The organism is Chryseobacterium sp. GM_Chr_2 (assembly GCF_026540445.1).
Taxonomy (GTDB): Bacteria; Bacteroidota; Bacteroidia; order Flavobacteriales; family Weeksellaceae; genus Chryseobacterium.
In genome coordinates this window covers 22,846-40,211 of record NZ_JALNUD010000014.1, presented here as the reverse complement: position 1 = coordinate 40,211, position 17,366 = coordinate 22,846, and the positions used below count along the sequence as shown (strand labels likewise).

Annotated in this window: 11 protein-coding genes; 3 read left to right on the top strand and 8 right to left on the bottom strand. The window is 35.1% G+C overall.

What is annotated here, in order from left to right; all coding sequences use genetic code 11:
• The first annotated feature begins 4 nt into the window (after positions 1–4).
• Both OXQ85_RS18390 and OXQ85_RS18385 read left to right on the top strand, forming a co-directional pair.
• The gene (locus OXQ85_RS18390) at positions 5–1,813 is read left to right on the top strand and encodes a hypothetical protein (protein WP_267406365.1); all 1,809 of its coding nucleotides are present in this window, start codon (positions 5–7) and stop codon (positions 1,811–1,813) included.
• Between the two features lie 172 nt (positions 1,814–1,985).
• Positions 1,986–2,477: a hypothetical protein gene (locus OXQ85_RS18385; protein WP_267406364.1), complete on the top strand. Its 492-nt coding sequence runs from the start codon at positions 1,986–1,988 to the stop codon at positions 2,475–2,477.
• 682 nt (positions 2,478–3,159) lie between these two features.
• On the opposite strand, the gene OXQ85_RS18380 is transcribed toward OXQ85_RS18385, so the two are convergent.
• The 5 genes from OXQ85_RS18380 to alaS all read right to left on the bottom strand — a co-directional run bounded on the left by OXQ85_RS18380 (position 3,160) and on the right by alaS (position 12,643).
• On the bottom strand, positions 3,160–4,629 hold the full coding sequence (locus tag OXQ85_RS18380; RefSeq protein WP_267406363.1) for a M20/M25/M40 family metallo-hydrolase: 1,470 nt from the start codon (positions 4,627–4,629) through the stop codon (positions 3,160–3,162).
• Positions 4,630–4,640: 11 nt separating this feature from the next.
• Complete coding sequence (locus OXQ85_RS18375; protein ID WP_267406362.1) at positions 4,641–4,877, bottom strand: hypothetical protein; 237 nt, start codon at positions 4,875–4,877, stop codon at positions 4,641–4,643.
• A gap of 2 nt (positions 4,878–4,879) precedes the next feature.
• Positions 4,880–7,075, bottom strand: coding sequence for a hypothetical protein (locus OXQ85_RS18370; RefSeq protein WP_267406361.1), 2,196 nt, complete (start codon positions 7,073–7,075; stop codon positions 4,880–4,882).
• Positions 7,076–7,397: 322 nt separating this feature from the next.
• The gene (locus OXQ85_RS18365; protein ID WP_267406360.1) at positions 7,398–9,878 is read right to left on the bottom strand and encodes a hypothetical protein; all 2,481 of its coding nucleotides are present in this window, start codon (positions 9,876–9,878) and stop codon (positions 7,398–7,400) included.
• A 161-nt stretch (positions 9,879–10,039) separates the two neighbouring features.
• On the bottom strand, positions 10,040–12,643 hold the full coding sequence (gene alaS / locus OXQ85_RS18360; protein WP_267406358.1) for an alanine--tRNA ligase: 2,604 nt from the start codon (positions 12,641–12,643) through the stop codon (positions 10,040–10,042).
• A 929-nt stretch (positions 12,644–13,572) separates the two neighbouring features.
• On the opposite strand from alaS, the gene msrB reads away from it, so the two are divergent.
• A complete protein-coding gene (msrB, locus tag OXQ85_RS18355; protein WP_267406478.1) occupies positions 13,573–14,562 on the top strand; it encodes a peptide-methionine (R)-S-oxide reductase MsrB in 990 nt (329 codons plus the stop codon).
• A 100-nt stretch (positions 14,563–14,662) separates the two neighbouring features.
• On the opposite strand, the gene OXQ85_RS18350 is transcribed toward msrB, so the two are convergent.
• From OXQ85_RS18350 to OXQ85_RS18340, 3 genes are all read right to left on the bottom strand, one after another.
• Positions 14,663–15,343, bottom strand: a complete 681-nt coding sequence (locus tag OXQ85_RS18350) for a hypothetical protein (RefSeq protein ID WP_267406357.1) — start codon at positions 15,341–15,343, stop codon at positions 14,663–14,665.
• Positions 15,344–15,597: 254 nt separating this feature from the next.
• Entirely contained in the window at positions 15,598–16,443 is an 846-nt protein-coding gene (locus OXQ85_RS18345) for an ABC transporter permease subunit (RefSeq protein ID WP_267406356.1), read from the bottom strand.
• Positions 16,444–16,445: 2 nt separating this feature from the next.
• Positions 16,446–17,348, bottom strand: a complete 903-nt coding sequence (locus OXQ85_RS18340) for an ABC transporter ATP-binding protein (RefSeq protein ID WP_267406355.1) — start codon at positions 17,346–17,348, stop codon at positions 16,446–16,448.
• Positions 17,349–17,366: the final 18 nt, after the last annotated feature.

Genomic DNA, 17,366 nt, shown 5'->3' with positions numbered 1-17,366 from the left:
ACGTATGAAAAGAATACTAAATATTAAAATATGCTTATTAGCTATTTTGTACAGCTTGAATTTTACTGCACAGGAAGTTTTTTTTAAGGATAATACTACTAAATTAAAAACTATTGTTCCTAGTCACTATTATCCTATGAATTTTAACCATCCAGGACAAGAATTTATTAGAAAAAATGATAATGAAAAATTACTTGGTAATTTTTATGATACAGAAAAAGATAGATTCAATAACCAAGATAGAGGGCTAAATGGCAAAGTACATTTACCACCCATAGTTTTTGAGGAAATGATTAAAAATAAAGTGATTAATTTTTCTTTTTGGGCTAAGTATGATCAAGATGTGTATGATGGTAAAAAGAGTGCCGTATTGTTTGAAACATCACTCAATGGGACAGATTTAGAAGGAGATGTAAGTTGCTATATTTTAGATAAAAAAATTATTGTAGAAGTTATTAAGAAAGGTCGTAGTAGTGCAGTCATAAAATTGGACTTTCCAATTGATTGGGAAAATGAAAAACCAGGAGAAGATACAAATGGTTATATTTTTTTTAGTTTCAACTCTGAAAATACCACTAATGGAAAGCGTACTAAAATATATGTTTCAAGACCAGGAGGTAGATTATATTGTAGATCCTATTATGTATACCCGTTTGAAAATGTTCAAGTTGAAAAAGCGAGTTTACGCATAGCTAGCACCTTAAACAATTTTGCAGGAAGTTTAGCCATAAATGATCTGATGTTATTTCAAAAAGCAGAATATGTAACTCGGACTCTAGCTCCTGAAGAAGTATTAAATAATTTCTATCTTCAGTCTCCATTGTATGAAGGGGTCTCTTATGAAATTAATCATCAACATGGAGTAATGGGATTAGAAAAAATGGCAAATAGAGGAGTAGAATTAAAAGATGAAGAGTATTTGACTTTTGAAAAACAAAATTTCAGCCACGCTCCTTTTGGATATAATAGATTTAATATTTCTAAAGTATTTAGTGGGGCTGATCAAAAATTATTTCAAATAGAAAGTGTAAAATTGGGAGCTAGGCTTAGTGGGATAGCATCCAATGAATATGCTTATATGGAGCAAACTGGTGGAGGAGAAGACTTTGAATATACAAGAGATGTTAGTGATCCTGAAAGTATGTATACCGTAGGAAAAGATAACTTCAAACTTGTTCACCATAATCCTATTGAAGGTGATTTTTTTATAGACTCCTATGAAAAAAGTGGTAGACAATGGGTAACTGTTGAAGACAGAATTGGTGTAAATAGTAATTTAAACATCTCGGCAGCAGTAAAGGTTTTTAGACCGTTAAAATCCTATGCTAATCAAAAGATACAGTTAAATAACTATTCTTATAATGCATTTATAGGAGATAATGTTTATACTGATGCAACAATAGATCGACATATATTGATTAAACCATTACAATTATATCATTATATTACTTTTAAACTATTTTCTACAGGTTATGTAGGTAATTATACAAATTATCAACTTCAATCAGATGACCCTAAGTATATACTTCAATCAAAAGGTACAACTACTTGTAGTAATACTACCGATGGCGTGAAATTCGTGGTGAGTAATGCATCAGGAGTATGCCCTTTTAATTTCATTTATGTTAAAGATGATTCTAACGGAAGCCCATTATATATGATAAATTATAATGTTCATTCAATAAGGATGGGCGTAGGGGGAACTTCAATTGAGAATGATGATCGATATTTTGGACAATATTATAAAACTAAACTACATACCGATGGTACTGTTCCCGATGCATTCTTATGGCGTGTAAGATCTAATGATTAAACTAAATTAAAATACCATCCCGCTGTCTCCACAGCGGGATTTTTCATAACTAGAGAAAAATTTTCTCTTTCAATACAAATATTTATTACATTCGTATATCTTTTTACATCCTCACTTTCAGAAGGATTAAAAAAACACAAACAATAATTTTAATTTTTAAAACAGAAAAAAAATGCCGATTACCAATTTAAACAATGTGCATCTTTCGAACGATCAGGTTGAGACTGCTAAAAACGCGCTATCTCTATTAGAATCATCACTACAGGAAATCAATATCAACCTCTCTGCCGACGATCGCCAGAAGTATGGGAGCATTAACGAGCAGAATAAGCTCTTTGTGAACAAAGTATATGATTTTCACAGAAACCAACCCGAGCTGGAAGCTTCGGAAGTAGACTGGGCAGAGTATGAAAGAGATTTTATCTCGCGTCAAAACTACGAAAACCTTATCGCAAGACTCGAAAGCCTTACCACAAAGCTGAAGAACGCAAAAATTCTTCATGATTTTGATAACTATCAGGCGGCGCTTACAGACTATGCCTTCACAGCTTACAAAGCAGGAACTGCAGCATCGGGCTACGAAATCAAGCAAAACGAACTGAAACAGTTTTTTGCTCCTGTTGCTAAAACGCCTTCAAAACCGAGTGAAGAGACAAGCAAATAAAGAGAGAAACCCATCGATTGTTCTATGGGCTCACGATAAACTCAGCTCAGAACAGCAATCTTGATGTTTCCTACCTCAACGAAGAAGTCCGCGACCCCCGTCACGGACTTTTTTACTGCGAATTTTGGGTTGCTAAACTCCGTTGATGAGGTTTGAAAGTCCCTTTTCGAGGTTCTACACTCCGCGGTCGGGCTCTTCAAGAGTGATGTTGAGGTTCTTCAACTCCAAATTTGGGGTTTCAGAATGGTCTGTCGGGGTTCCGGACGGGGCGCACGGTATTTCAGACCTCGAAATCGGGGTTAGGGAACCCCGAAATCTACCTTCGAAACCCCGATCCCGCACTTCAAAACCCCGTTCTCGTATTCCGAAACCTCACGATCGTAGTTTACCAACCCCGATCTACCATTTCAGAACCTCGTTATACCATTCCGGAACGGGGAGAGCGGGGTTTGTGGTATTAATAAAATGCTTCGACTGCTTCGCGCTCAGCATGACAACGCGAGAGAAGTGCTGTTGATTATAAACCCTTAACCATCAACCATAAAAAAGCTTCGCTACATTCAACAAACTAATAGCTATATTAAATATAGCGAAGCATTATATGATAGAAAGCTTAATTATAAAGCTCAAGCCCTAAAACCCTCCGACTCTCAAATTCTCCAACTCAAAAATCCAACTCAAATTACCATTCCAGCGTAAAATTAGAGATCACTTTCGGGCGTTCCGTTTCGTTGGCTACTTTCCATGACGTGCGGTACATCCATTCCGTCATTTTGTAAAGCTTTTTATAATTGATGTTTTCAGATTCGTCTTGCGGCGTGTGATACTGGTCGTGCAAAACGCTCGTGAAAAATACTGCAGGAATTCCTGCTTTTGCATACGGAAGATGATCGCTTCGGAAATAGAAATATTCAGCATGTTTCGGTGAATCCCAATCTTTCAGATAGGTGAATTTCGTGCTTTCGTCGTTCGCATCCTCTGCCATTTTCACCAACTCTTCAGAGTTTTTATGCGGAGCATTTCCTCCTAATAAAGCGGCTTCGTTGTTATCATTTCTTCCGATCATATCACCATTCAGAACAGCAACAATGCTTTCCTTCGGAACTACAGGATGCGCTGCATGCCATCTTGAACCTAAAAGGCCTCTTTCTTCAGCACCGTGAAAGACGAACAGAACGCTACGTTTTCCCGGTTGTTTTTTATATGCCCTCGCCATTGCCAACATCGCTACACAAGTACTTGCGTTATCGTCTGCTCCATTGTAGATAGTATCGTTTTTCACAGGATGTCTGATACCATCGTGATCCTGGTGACCGCTTAGCAGCACATATTCGTTTTTCAGTTTTGGATCTGTACCGTCAATTTTCCCGATTACGTTTACCGATGGATATTTATACGTTTCCGTGATAAGATTTAATGAAACTTTAGGATTATTCTTTACCCAATTTGCATTTTCTCTCTTAATCCATAAAACCGGAATATTATTCGTTACTTTTTCTCTTAAACCTTCTCCGCCGTAAGCTCCTCTTGTCATTTGCGGAAGTACTTCAACCCAGCTTTTATCGGAAGTATCGTCTGTAATGAAAATAATACCTTTAGCTCCCAATTCGAAAGCTTTGTTGTAATATTTCGTTCTTACAAACCCGGGATATCTTCTTACGAAAAGCGTCATATCTTTTTCGATATTTTTATCGGAAGCGTTTATTGCAAGTATTTTTCCTTTGATGTTTAGTTTTGAAAGATCATCCGGTTCAGCATTTCCTGCGTATATAATTTCTGTATCGATATTCGCATTTACAGGTTCTGCCACCAAAAAGTCTTTCCAGATTTTTAACTGTTGATCTCCCAATTTTAATGTACTTTGCGGCACCACCTGATGTCTGTACATATCAAAAAATTGGAAGAAAGTTCCGTTGTCTCCCGCAGGTTTCATTCCTGCTTCTTTCGCTTTGTCGGCCAACCACATCGATACCTTTAGTTCGTCTAAAGTTCCTGCTTCACGTCCCCAAAACTGGTCGGCAGCCATTTCGTACATATCTTTTCTAAGATCTGTCTCTTTGATCGCCGAAACCAATGGTTTCTTGTAATTTTGTGCGTTGCCGACACTGAAAATCAGTACACTCAGTATTGATAATAAATAGTTTCTGTTCATAGCCTCTTCATTTAATTTAAATTCGTCAGTTTATCAGAGAATTGTTTTGAAAATTCTACACGGTCTTCTTCAAGCTTTTCCGGTGTAGAAGGCAAAATATAATTGAAAAGTATTTTGTCTTCATTGTCTAAAAAGATGATCTCCTTTTCATTTCCGTCCATCATTTGGGCAAAAATCTCCCACATCGAGGTATCTTTTAATTTTAATAATTCAAAAAACTGATCTGCTTTTATTTCTATTCTCTGCATGATTAAAAATCTAATAATTTTAATTTAAACTGAATGGCAAAATTTTGCTTAAAATTCGGTGTAGTGTAATACCCAACTCTATAAAATAATCCTAAATTGAAATAGCTTGAAAGGAAATTATTCCACTCCAAACCAACTTCCTGATACAAATGATCGAGCTTTCGGAATCTGAAATCATGATATTCCGGATGCTTCATATCTCCTATCGTTCCTCGCAAAACAAAGTCGAAAGTCGAAATATTCTGCCCGAAACTTTTGAAATATACAGGAAGTTTATGCGTAAGATAATACGCTACAAATTTATCATTATAATATTTACCGCCTTCCAATGTGGCAAAACCAAGGTAAGACGTAAGGTTGAAGTTGAAATCTTTTCGTGGCGACGCCAGCCCGTTCATCGTGAAATTTTTCCAGATTGGTGCTTCACCCAAAACAATTCCACCGTATAATCTGAAACCGGTAGTTCCCAATCTTGTTTTAAAATTGTGGAGGAAAAGCATATCGAAACGGGTATAATCGAAATCTCCACCGAACATTTTATAACTCTGTTCGTAATTAAGATATATTTCAGGAAATTTTTGATCGATCAGCGATTTTCCCTGTGGTGTCATAATATTGGTAGAATTCGGAGAATATTTCAGCGTAACCAGCGTGTTGAAATTTTCAAAAGAGGCGCCGCTGTTTCTGAAACTATAATCAAATTTTGCTTCTTCACGGTTTCTTCTGGCATTCAAAACAACCGTAAGCGCATTCGTTAAATCATTATTGTATGATACAGAAACCCCTCGAAAATGATAATATCTATCGTTATTGATATTATTCCCGTAATTAGAAGTACGCATCTTAAAGCTCCACAGCTTTCTGTAAAACTCGCCGGAAGCGGTTACATCGTCGTAATGTTCAATTCTGAAATAGGAGTTTTTGTCTAAAGTCGTTTTAATATCCAGCCCAAGCCCATATTTCCATCGGTCATCTTTAAAACCATAGGCAAAATAATAATCAGGTGAGAAATAAGGATTAAAATTTTCATTCACTTTCGCTTTCAAACCTACTCTGAAACCTTCATACAAGTTATAATTTACCACTTCATCAATAGCAAAATCTAAGCTTCCTACACGAATGGCTCCATTCAGTAAACCTGATAAAACCTGTGCTTTTCTGTCGATATTATATTTTTTTCCAAGGCTGTCGATGGTTTTGTAGGTGTTTCGCTCTCGATCAGTTAAAGGATCGGTACGATAAAGATCCAGCTTTTTTCCATCTGCATTTTTTACGGTGAAAGTATAGCCTTTGAAGTCGCTTTTTTCTTCATCAATGGGCGAAACATAATCGAAATATCGCGAAGTCAGAAAAGCATAGGTTCCAAAGCTGGTCTTGCTTTTTTTCTGCTCGGGATTTTCTTTATTGTCTTCCTGCATCGACATGTTGCTCATCTTCAGTTTTACCGTTTCCTGTGCCAAAAACCATTTATTATTGAAGAAAGTCCATGTGCTGGTGATAATGCCGTCGTTTTTATTTTTACTAAAGTTTTCAATCTTTTTGACACCGTACGTTTCCGTATCTACATAAATAGCACCGTTGTATTTTCTTTGTTTATTAGATTTTTTGTAATTGACTTCCCTGAAACGAATGACAAATGTTTTTCTGCCGTCCATTTCAATAGAATCGGTCAGATAAAAACGGTATAATCCTCTGTTTTCTTGTTTTAATTGATTCGGAACTTTATCTCTGTTGCTTTGCTGAAGCGCGATCATTTCATAAATAGGCTGCTTCAGTCCGGAAATTCTGTTATCAAGAATATTGATCTTTTCACCGTATTTTTTGGAGTATAAAAACTCCTGCGCTCTTTCCCAAAGAAATAGTTTACTTTTCTCGAAGATCTTTTTTGCCGAAATATTGTTTAATGAATCTTTTTCTCTTTTTTTCTTTAAAAGATTGGTATCGTCAAAGAATTTATTGAACTGTGAAATGCTGTCTTCATCAATATCAAGCGAAATTTTTTCGTAGGATTTATAAACGTAAGACTCTAAGCTTTTCGGGGAGTTTTCTTTGTAGTTTTTATTGACTTTTTTAAGGATTTCCAAGGCCCTCGGATCACTTTTATCCTCGATAACCACCGTTTCGATAGAGGTAATTTTCGATTGCGAAAAACCTAAAATAAAAGTGCAGAAGAGTATTAGCTGTAAAAACCTTTTCATTTTAAAAAACAACCTCAAAAGTACTAATATTTCTTTTGTTGGAAAAGTTTTGTTAATTGATATTAATGTGATTCGTAATTGGAATTATCTTTTAGCTTTAATAGAAAAACTCCCGAAATTTTTCGAGAGTTTGTATTTGTTTTAATGTGAATTAGGAATTTCCGTCAGTTCGAGTGTTTTTCGAAATGAAATGAAGGAAAATGTATCGAGAACAAGTGAGTCAAAGACTTGTTCTCTTTAAACATGAACTTCTCGATACACTACGTTTCGCTACGTTACTCGAAGTGACGGCATGCGCTTTAAGAGGATTTTTCAATATAATTTAAAGCACGCTAAATCGTATTTTCAACCCAAGATTATCCTTAAACTCCGAGGTTTGATAATATCCCAATCGATAAGAAATTCCAACACCGAAACTTGTTCCTAAAAATTTGTTCCAGATCAATCCGGCTTCCTGATAATAATGATCCAAAACGCGATATTCAAACTGATGATCGGTTCTGTTTTTCATATTTCCTATTCCCGCCTGATATTCAATTTCAATATTGGAGTAATTTTTACCCAATGTTTTGAATCGGAAAGGCAGGTTTTGTGAAACTTTAAAAGCGACAAATTTATCAGCAAAGAAAGTTCCTGAAGGCATGGTTGCAAATGCTAAATTGTTTGGCGTATTAAGACTAGAATACCATTTGTCGGGGTTTGCATCGTTTTGTCCTGCAATCTCAAAGTTTTTCCAGATGGGTGCAGTTCCAGAAGAAATACCTCCAAAAATTTTGATATTAGTATACCCCAGTTTTGATCTGAATTGGTGAATAATCAACGCATCGGCTCTGAAATAATCTAAATTTCCACCCAAGGTTTCAAATCCTTTTTCAAAATTCATATACACTTGAGGAAAGCTTTTTTCATAGGTATATTTTCCGCTTGGCGTCATGATATTTTTATCGTTCGGAGAGAATTTAAATGATAATGTAGCGCTCGTATTATCGAATTGGTTTCCTAAATTTTTATATTGATAATCGAAAAGTGCCTCTTGTTTTTCGTTGTTAACTCCAATTTTCATGCTTAAAGAATTCGACAGATCATAAAGATAAGATGCTCCCCATTTTTGATTTTTATAGAAATTGGCATTGTGAAGATCAAGATTAATATCATTTACTTTCATCATCATATCCCACATCGTATTGCTGAATCTTCCGGCTGCAAAAACATCTTCTACATAATCAATCCTCAAAACAGAAGTTCTTTTAGAAGAAAGTTTTACATCCAAACCTAAACCATATTTCCAGGTGTGATCTTTGAATCCATATCCGAAATATCCGTCAGGAGAAAATGTTTTGTTGAACTTCTCATTCAGTTTGATGCCTGCACCAAAACGAACACCTTGATATTTGTCGTAACTGAAAACTTTAGTAATATCAAAATCAATCATTTTATAACGAATATTTCCCCGCATCAATTGGGTTAAAAAGCCCAGCTTTTTTTCAAAATCATGTTTCTCTACAAAGCTGTCGATTTTCGTGTAGGTCGCGCTTTCTCTTGCGGTAAGACTGTCGGTTCTGTATTGTTTAAGCAGGCTTCCGTCTGAGTTTTTCATTTCGAGAGAATACCCTTTGAAGTCGGCTGCTTTTTGCTCTTCATTCAGATCAAAATCGAAGAAGCGGTTTTTTACGTACAGATAATTTCCAAAGGTCTTGCGGTTGTATTTTTGTCTGTCGCTGAGATGCTGACCTTTCTTCAGAGTATCCGTTTTTACGCTGTCTTTTTTAGAAGTATTAAAGGTTTGGTCGCCCATTTTCAGTTTAATATCTTCATAATCCAGAAACCATTTTCCATTAATAGGTTTCCAGACAGAGACAATGTCGCCTTCGTTTCGTTTTTTGTTGGCACTTTCAAACTTTTTTAAGGCATAAGTCTCAGAATCTACATAGATTTTCCCGTTGAATTTCCTTGGATTCTGCTTTTTTTTGTCTTTGATTTCTTTAAATTTAATCACATATGTTTTTCTGCCGTCAAGCTGTAACGTATCGGAAAGGTAAAAATTAAATAACTTCCTGTTCTCTGGTCTTAGCTGTCTCGGAACTCGGTCTAAATTGGAAATGTTGATTGCCAATGCTTCATAAATCGGATTTTTAAAACCCGACATTCGGTTATCGATAATATTGGTCTTTTCACCGAACTTCTGTGAGAATTTATATTCAGTTGCTTTTTCCCATAAAAACATCTGACTTTCCTCAGAAGCATTGATGAAATCTTCGTTAATCAGCGAGTCTTTCTTCTGACTTTCTTTCTGCTTAAAGTCTTTCTGAGTTACCTTAGAAAGTGAATCTTTTCTGATGGCCAAAAAGCCTTTATAAGCATCGATAGAATCTTTATCTACATCAATCGAAAATTTTGTATACGATTTAAAATTGTAAGAATCCAGAGATTTTGGCGAATTTTCCTTGGCTCTTTTATTCACCTCATCTAAAATCCTCAATGCTCTCGGATCACTCTTATCCTGAATCACCACGCGGTCGATATTGTCCATTTTTTCAGACAAGGGCTGCATCTGAACTTCCATTGATTTTTTGACATCTGCCAAAGCATCTTCAAAATTACTGGCAAGGATCTCAACCTTTTTACATTTTGTTTTAAAGGATAAATGTCCGTTGAAATCTGTTTTTCCCAAAAGATCATCATCACAATACACCGCCGCATTATGAACGGGTTGTTTACTGACTTTATTGAAAACTTTTATTTCACTCTGACTGAAAACGAGTGCTGAAAAGAATAAAAACAGCGGAGATAATAGTTTTGTCATTAGTTTTTTATGAATGAAGCAAAACTAGAAATAAGAATGTTAAAAAAATAGAGGGGAAAGTATAATGTTTTGTTAAAATAAAAACGGCTGTATTTTAAATACACAGCCGTTTTTTATGAAATTATATTATGCTAAAAAGCTACATAATTGAGTCGTAAACATTAAATATTCAAAGCCTTCTGATAAGCATTTTCCAATCCATCAAGATTTTTACCTCCTGCTGTAGCGAAACCTGGGTTTCCACCACCACCACCTTGGATTTCTCTAGCTAACTCTTTGATCAATGCTCCAGCCTGATAAATTCCAGCTAAATCATCCGAAACGCCAACGGTAATCATTGGCTTTCCATCTGCGTCAGAAAGGATAATTGTGATCGAAGTTGGGATTTCTTTCTTCAACTGGAAAACAATGTCTTTCACAGAACCTGCATCTAAAGAAGTTCTTTTCACTAAAAGTAATTTATCACCTTTTTGCTCATAAGCACCTTTCCAGTCACCGATTTCGCCTTTTGCCTTTTCTTTTTTGAATGCTTCAACTTCTCCTTTTAATGCTGAGTTTTCTGAGATTAATTTCTCGATAGATTTTACAACATCTTTAGACTTCAATAATTGAGAAAGCTCAGTAATTTGCTTTTCTAAATTTTTGAAATATTCAGCAGATTTGTCTCCGGAAATAGCTTCAATTCTTCTGATTCCTGCTGCTGCAGAACTTTCAGAAACAATTTTGAAATGACCGATTTCGCTAGTATTTTTCACGTGAGTTCCACCGCAAAGTTCCATTGAACTTCCAAATTGGATCATTCTCACATAATCACCATATTTTTCACCGAAAAGTCCGGTTGCTCCTTTATCAAAAGCCTCCTGAATCGGGATATTTCTGAATTCCTGTAAAGCGATGCTTTCTTTGATCTTCTGGTTCACTTTATCTTCAACCAAAGTCAATTCTTCCTCCGTCATTTTATTGAAATGAGAGAAGTCAAAACGCAGATAATCAGGACCAACAAATGAACCTTTTTGTTCAACGTGAGTTCCCACAACTTCTCTTAACGCTTCATGCAATAAGTGTGTTACAGAGTGGTTTGCCTGAGAGTTTTTTCTGTCGGTTACATTTACTTTAGCATAAAAAAGAGCACCTGCATCCTTCGGAAGTCCATTGATTAAAGAAATAATCAATCCGTTTTCTTTTTTCGTATCTAACACTTCGAAACTTTCAGCAGCATTTTCAAGAACACCTTTATCCCCGATTTGTCCACCACCTTCCGGATAGAAAGGCGATTCGCTTAGTACAACCTGATAAAATTCTCCGTCTTTATTTTCTACTTTTCTGTATCTTGTAATGTAAGTTTCAGATTCAAGCTGATCGTAACCAACGAAATTTTCGTCTCTTTCTTCCAACGTTACCCAATCGTAAACTTTCTGAGCAGAATCATCCTGAGAACGTTTTCTTTGGATTTCTCTTTCAGCTTTAAAACCTTCTTCGTCGATTGTTAATCCTTTTTCTTCAGCGATAATTCTCGTTAAGTCATCTGGAAAACCGTACGTATCGTATAGTTCGAAAACTTCTTTTGTTGGTAAAACTTTTTTGTTTTCGGAAATCGTTTGCTGAATTAATTTTTCAACTCGAATTAATCCGTTTTCAATCGTTTTTAAGAAAGATTCTTCCTCGCTTTTAATCACTTCCGTAACCAAAGTTCCTTGTTTCTCCAATTCGGGGAAGAATTTACCCATTTGTTCCTGAAGAACAGCAACCAATTGATAAAGGAAAGGTTCTTTCATATCTAAGAATCGATAAGCGTAAGAAATTCCTCTTCTTAAAATTCTTCTGATTACGTAGCCTGCACCTCCGTTGGAAGGTAATTGTCCGTCTGCAATCGCAAAAGAAACCGCTCTGATGTGATCTACTACCACACGGATGGCAATATCTTTTTCGTCTTCCAAAACACCCGTATATTTCTTGCCAGAAAGTTCTTCAACTTTAGCAATTAAAGGCGTGAAAACGTCTGTATCGTAATTTGAAGTTTTGCCTTGAAGTGCCATGCAAAGACGTTCGAAGCCCATTCCTGTATCAACATGCTGAGCAGGAAGTTTTTCTAATGATTTGTCAGCTTTTCTGTTGAATTCCATGAAAACCAAGTTCCACACTTCCACAACTTGTGGATCATCTTGATTTACTCTTGTGATTCCTGGAACTTTTGCTTTTTCTTCTTCAGATCTAAGGTCGATGTGGATTTCAGAGCACGGCCCGCACGGTCCGCTTTCACCCATTTCCCAGAAATTATCTTTTTTGTTTCCGTTGATAATTCTATCTTCAGAAATGTGAGATTTCCAGAAATCGTAAGCATCCTGATCTCTGTCTAAATTTTCAGAAGCATCACCTTCGAAAATCGTTACATATAAATTTTCTTTTGGAATTCCGTATACTTCCGTCAACAATTCCCAGGCAAAAGCAATAGCATCTTTTTTGAAATAATCACCGAAAGACCAGTTTCCCAACATTTCAAACATCGTGTGGTGGTAAGTATCTCTACCCACATCATCCAAATCATTATGCTTTCCCGAAACTCTAAGACATTTTTGAGTATCGGCAATTCTTGGGGCGGTAGGCGTTTTGTAGCCCAGGAAAAAATCCTTAAACTGTGCCATTCCGGAGTTATTAAACATTAAGGTAGGGTCGTCTTTCAGCACAATTGGTGCTGAAGGAACGATAAGGTGAGCTTTACTTTTAAAATAGTCTAAAAATTTCTGACGTATTTCTTGTGATGTCATAAGTATATATTGCTTTGCTTTTACAATTTTGATAAGATGCAAATTTAAGGTTTTTGAACCAATGTAAAACAATAGTTTTACGTTTTAAAATATTTGTAAAATAGGATCATTTCTAGGAAGAAAAAATCTATATTCTCAATCATATAAACTTCCATCATCTAGCCTCTGACTTCCTTTCTTTTTCAGTAGCTTTTTCCAGCTTTCCGCACTCGCTATTTATTCAGTTTCGGCTGCGGCTGGCTTTGCCAGCCGCAGCCGAAACTGAATAAATGAGCTCAAACAAATGCTTCAATCTGGGCTAGGGAATTATAACCTTTTAGAACGATTTGTCAAAAAAAATAATCTTTACTTAAAAAAGGCAATAAAACTATCTGTCATTGCGAACCGAAGGTGAAGCAATCTCAATAAAAATTATAATGCTAAAAGCATTTAAGCATAATCTTTCTAAACTGTTTCCTAATACTAGGTTTATATTCTTTCAGAATGGTAAAATTTATATATATAAATTTGAGATTACTTCGTCATTTCATTCCTCGCAATGTCAATTTTTGCTAAGTAAAACATTTTCAGAACTAAAAAATTGTCTACCATACTTTCAAAAATAAATATTGAAATAAATTCAAGATTTTATTCAAAAATCAAAACTATTTTTCAATACTTATCGTATATAATTTTGTGGAAGAATAAAGGTAAATCCGCTATCATTCCGATAGACATTATCTTTGGTTTTGCATAAAAATTAGTCTGAAATTTGCAGTCAACTATTTGCAGATTTTTAATTGGAAAAAGAATTAAAAATGAATAAAAAGATAAAAATGAAGAACCTATTAATTGTATTAGGAATGTTTTTGGGAATCGCTGTATTCGCAACGAGTTGCGGAGATGCGAAACAAAAATCTACAGACAGTAAAAAAGAAAATGAGACCATTATGAACAATAGAAATGTAAAAGAAGTTTATTTTGCAGGTGGGTGTTTTTGGGGAACAGAGCACTTTTTTCAACAAATTCGTGGCGTGGTAGGAACGGAAGTGGGATATGCCAACGGAAATAAAACGAATCCGACTTATGAAGAGGTAATCAGCCATACCACAGGTTTCGCGGAAACGGTAAAAGTAAAATATGACCCTGAGCAGGTGGATTTAAAACTTTTGATCGATCTTTATTTTAAAACCATTGATCCAACAAGTTTAAACAAACAGGGAAATGACAGAGGAGATCAATACAGAACCGGAATTTATTCGACCGACAAAGCAACGGAAGCCATTATAAAAGAGGAAGTTCAGAAACTGGCAAAAAATTATAACAAACCGGTTTTAGTAGAAACCATTCCGTTGAAAAATTTCTATAAAGCGGAAGATTATCATCAGGATTATCTGGATAAAAACCCGGGAGGGTATTGCCACATTGAACCGGGATTGTTTGAAATGGCAAAAAATGCCAATCCGCTTCCTAAAAAGCAAAATAAAGAAATGAAATATCAAAAACAGGATAAAGCAGCATTAAAAAAAGAATTGACATCTGAGCAATACAGAGTAACTCAGGAAAACGGTACCGAAAGAGCGTTTCAAAATGAATATTGGGATGAAACCAGAGAAGGAATTTATGTAGATATTACCACAGGAGAGCCTTTGTTTATCTCAACCGATAAGTTTGAATCAGGCTGTGGATGGCCAAGTTTTTCAAAACCAATTACAAAAAAATTGATTGAAGAAAAATTAGACCGATCTGCTGGAATGACCAGAGTTGAGGTAAGAAGTAAAACCGGAGATGCCCATTTGGGACACGTTTTCAACGACGGACCTGAAGATAAAGGCGGACTTCGTTACTGTATCAATTCTGCATCATTGAAATTTATCCCAAAAGCTGAAATGGAACAGAAAGGTTATGGAGAGTATATTTCTCTTTTAGATAAAAAATAAAAAGTGTTAAGTGAAAGTGATTGAAGGGCTGCCGAAAGGCAGTCTTTCTTTGTTTTATCGTGTTTTGTTGCCATTCAGAACCAAGTAAATCTTTTTATATCTACCGAAATTTCGAAGCCTGAAATTTTTCCTTTATACTCAACATTGAAAAGTTTAAAAGCAGTAAGAATCCAAAAATGATATAAAAAGCTCCCTTAGGAAGTTGAGAAATATTTTCGAAAAATGTCTGGAAATATTGCTTATGAATAAAGTCTGAAACTGTATCCATAAAAGTAGGTTCCACGGTAGTATAAAAGATATCATGGCATAAAAGGCATTCAGCTTCTTCTTGGTCAGAATTATGAAGCGGATAATTTATAATAGTAAATAGATGTCCCGTTTTTTCAATATCAACACCGTAAGCATCCTGCTTAGCAATGTGCAAGTCATTTAATAAAGATACAAAATCTCCATACGTATTATTTTCATCTAAAATAAATTCAATGCCAAAGCTTTTTTGATTTTCTGCTTTGTATTGCTTTATTTTTGAAACATACATTGATGAATTTTCTTTTGCTTTACTGGCAGGAACTTTGATTTTTTCGTAATCCCAATTTCTGAATGGCTCTAAAGTGGAGTTGATATTACTTTTATCTTTTTCCAGTTTTTCAGGAAGCCCCAAATCAATAACATTATAAATTGTAGGATCAATATGTGTATGGATATAATACCAAAATAGAAAAGGAATCAATAAAGCGCTTATTAATCCTGGGATATAATATATTTTCTTCTGAGAAATCATTTAATAAAAGTAATGAATAACATTTCCTTTGAAGTAAAAATGGCCTTTAAGTTATGATTTTACCCAATAAATTTAAAAATTTAGGTTTGGGGATTGTTTGTATTCAATAAAAAAGTGATTCAAAATGAATCACTTAATATATATAAATTTAAAAAAAGGTCGTACATAACTTGGATAGTACTGAATTTATGAACAATCATATTATAATGAAATTACTAAACCTCCAGCCTCTATCATCCGGCTTCCTGCTCGCCCTACCAATCTCTTTTTCTCAAAATCCAGTAAGAAGCAAAAATAAAGATGCCGCACCAAACTATACAGGCAATCAAACTTTCTGTTGGATAGTGAAGTTCATACTTTGCGCCCAATAATTGTGCTGCTTTCAATCGCATGATGGGATTGGGAATTAAGCTCGACATACTTTCCAAAGGCAAAAGATGGCTGAAGAAAAAGTCGTTCTGAAGAATCTCATTTCTCTCAACGCTTTGTGTGCCGCGAACTTTCGAGAATACTTCAACCGCAGATAAAATACTTTCGGCAATCCAGAAAACAAAAAATCCTAAGAAAACAAAGACTGATTTTCTCAGTAAAATGGATAAAAACATCAGAAAGCAAAAGAAAGTGAACAGCTTCACGAAATAGTTTCCGATGAAGAAAATTTCTTCCGTTACTTTCGCAGATTCTGTAGTGTTGGAATATTGAAAGCCTAAAAACATCGTGATTACAAAAACAATTAACGTTGAAATAATCGTGAAAACACTTATGGTTAAAAGCTTTGAAGTGATGAATTCTTTTCTGCTTAATCCGTCGATTGTATTTTGTTTAAACATTCGGTTGCTGAATTCCTGCGAAATCGAGAAAACAATAATCAATCCCAAGAAAATTTTCAGCAAAGCAACAATCCATGTTGTAAAATTCCAGATTTGTGGGAAATTATAAATTCCTTCTTCTTTCAGGTTAATCGTTCCTCCGAAAAGATCAAAATCGACCAGTCCGATGAAAAGCAAAGCGATCAAAATAAGGAAATACAGGATCGTGAAAATCTTGAATGGTCTATAATTCAGATTTTTATAATATTCTAGTTTTAATAGTTTTATCATGATTAATTTGTGTTTTTTACAAGTTCAAGGAATTGAGATTCTAAAGACAGTTTTTTCTTCGTTAAATGCGATAAATAGATACCTTTTTCCGCAAGTTTCTGATTTAAAGCAGAAGCCGAAATGGAAGCATCATCACGAATCTGCGCCTTAATAATTTCGCCGTCCTGGTTAATGGCTGTAAACCATTGCAATTCTTCCAAAGCACTTAAAAGTAAGGTGTTATTATCCGCTTTCAATTCGAAATAGCCGTTGTTGGAAGTCATTTCATCAACTCTTCCACAATAAATAGAATTTCCTTCTTTTAACACAATTACATGGCTGCATATTTTTTCGATTTCATCCAGCAAATGACTTGCGATAATGATCGTAATGCCCTGTTTTGCAATATTATTGATGATATCTCTGATCTGGATAATCCCTTCAGGATCAAGACCATTTGTAGGTTCATCCAAAATAAGAACTTCAGGATTGTTCAGCAGTGCAGAAGCAATCGCCAAACGTTGTTTCATTCCCAAAGAATAAGTTTTGAAAGTATCTTTTTTCCTTTCTATAAGCCCAACTATCGTTAAAACTTCATCAATTCTTGGATAAGGCGTTCCTTTTATTTCTGCAACAATTTTAAGATTGGTTTCGGCACTTAAATAAGGATAGAAATTAGGTTGCTCGATAATAGCTCCGATTTTTTTTAGGGTATCAGAATCGGTTCCCTTTTTTCCAAACCAATACCAATCACCACTCGTAGGATTTATGGTGGAAAGCAACATTCCGAAAGTGGTAGATTTTCCACTTCCGTTGGGGCCTAAAAGTCCGTAGACATTCCCTTTTTCTACATCAAAAGAGATATTATTAACAACAACTCTTTTGAATTTTTTTGTCAGATTCTTTACTGATAAAATTTTTTCCATGTAATTTGTTTTACATAG

What these genes read in the sequence shown, in the direction of transcription:
- OXQ85_RS18370 (WP_267406361.1), bottom strand. Translation starts at nt 7,075, where the DNA reads ATGAAAAGGTTTTTACAGCTAATACTCTTCTGCACTTTTATTTTAGGT.
- OXQ85_RS18350 (WP_267406357.1), bottom strand. Translation starts at nt 15,343, where the DNA reads ATGATTTCTCAGAAGAAAATATATTATATCCCAGGATTAATAAGCGCT.
- OXQ85_RS18345 (WP_267406356.1), bottom strand. Translation starts at nt 16,443, where the DNA reads ATGATAAAACTATTAAAACTAGAATATTATAAAAATCTGAATTATAGA.
- OXQ85_RS18375 (WP_267406362.1), bottom strand. Translation starts at nt 4,877, where the DNA reads ATGCAGAGAATAGAAATAAAAGCAGATCAGTTTTTTGAATTATTAAAA.
- OXQ85_RS18390 (WP_267406365.1), top strand. Translation starts at nt 5, where the DNA reads ATGAAAAGAATACTAAATATTAAAATATGCTTATTAGCTATTTTGTAC.
- msrB (WP_267406478.1), top strand. Translation starts at nt 13,573, where the DNA reads ATGAACAATAGAAATGTAAAAGAAGTTTATTTTGCAGGTGGGTGTTTT.
- OXQ85_RS18385 (WP_267406364.1), top strand. Translation starts at nt 1,986, where the DNA reads ATGCCGATTACCAATTTAAACAATGTGCATCTTTCGAACGATCAGGTT.
- OXQ85_RS18380 (WP_267406363.1), bottom strand. Translation starts at nt 4,629, where the DNA reads ATGAACAGAAACTATTTATTATCAATACTGAGTGTACTGATTTTCAGT.
- OXQ85_RS18340 (WP_267406355.1), bottom strand. Translation starts at nt 17,348, where the DNA reads ATGGAAAAAATTTTATCAGTAAAGAATCTGACAAAAAAATTCAAAAGA.
- alaS (WP_267406358.1), bottom strand. Translation starts at nt 12,643, where the DNA reads ATGACATCACAAGAAATACGTCAGAAATTTTTAGACTATTTTAAAAGT.
- OXQ85_RS18365 (WP_267406360.1), bottom strand. Translation starts at nt 9,878, where the DNA reads ATGACAAAACTATTATCTCCGCTGTTTTTATTCTTTTCAGCACTCGTT.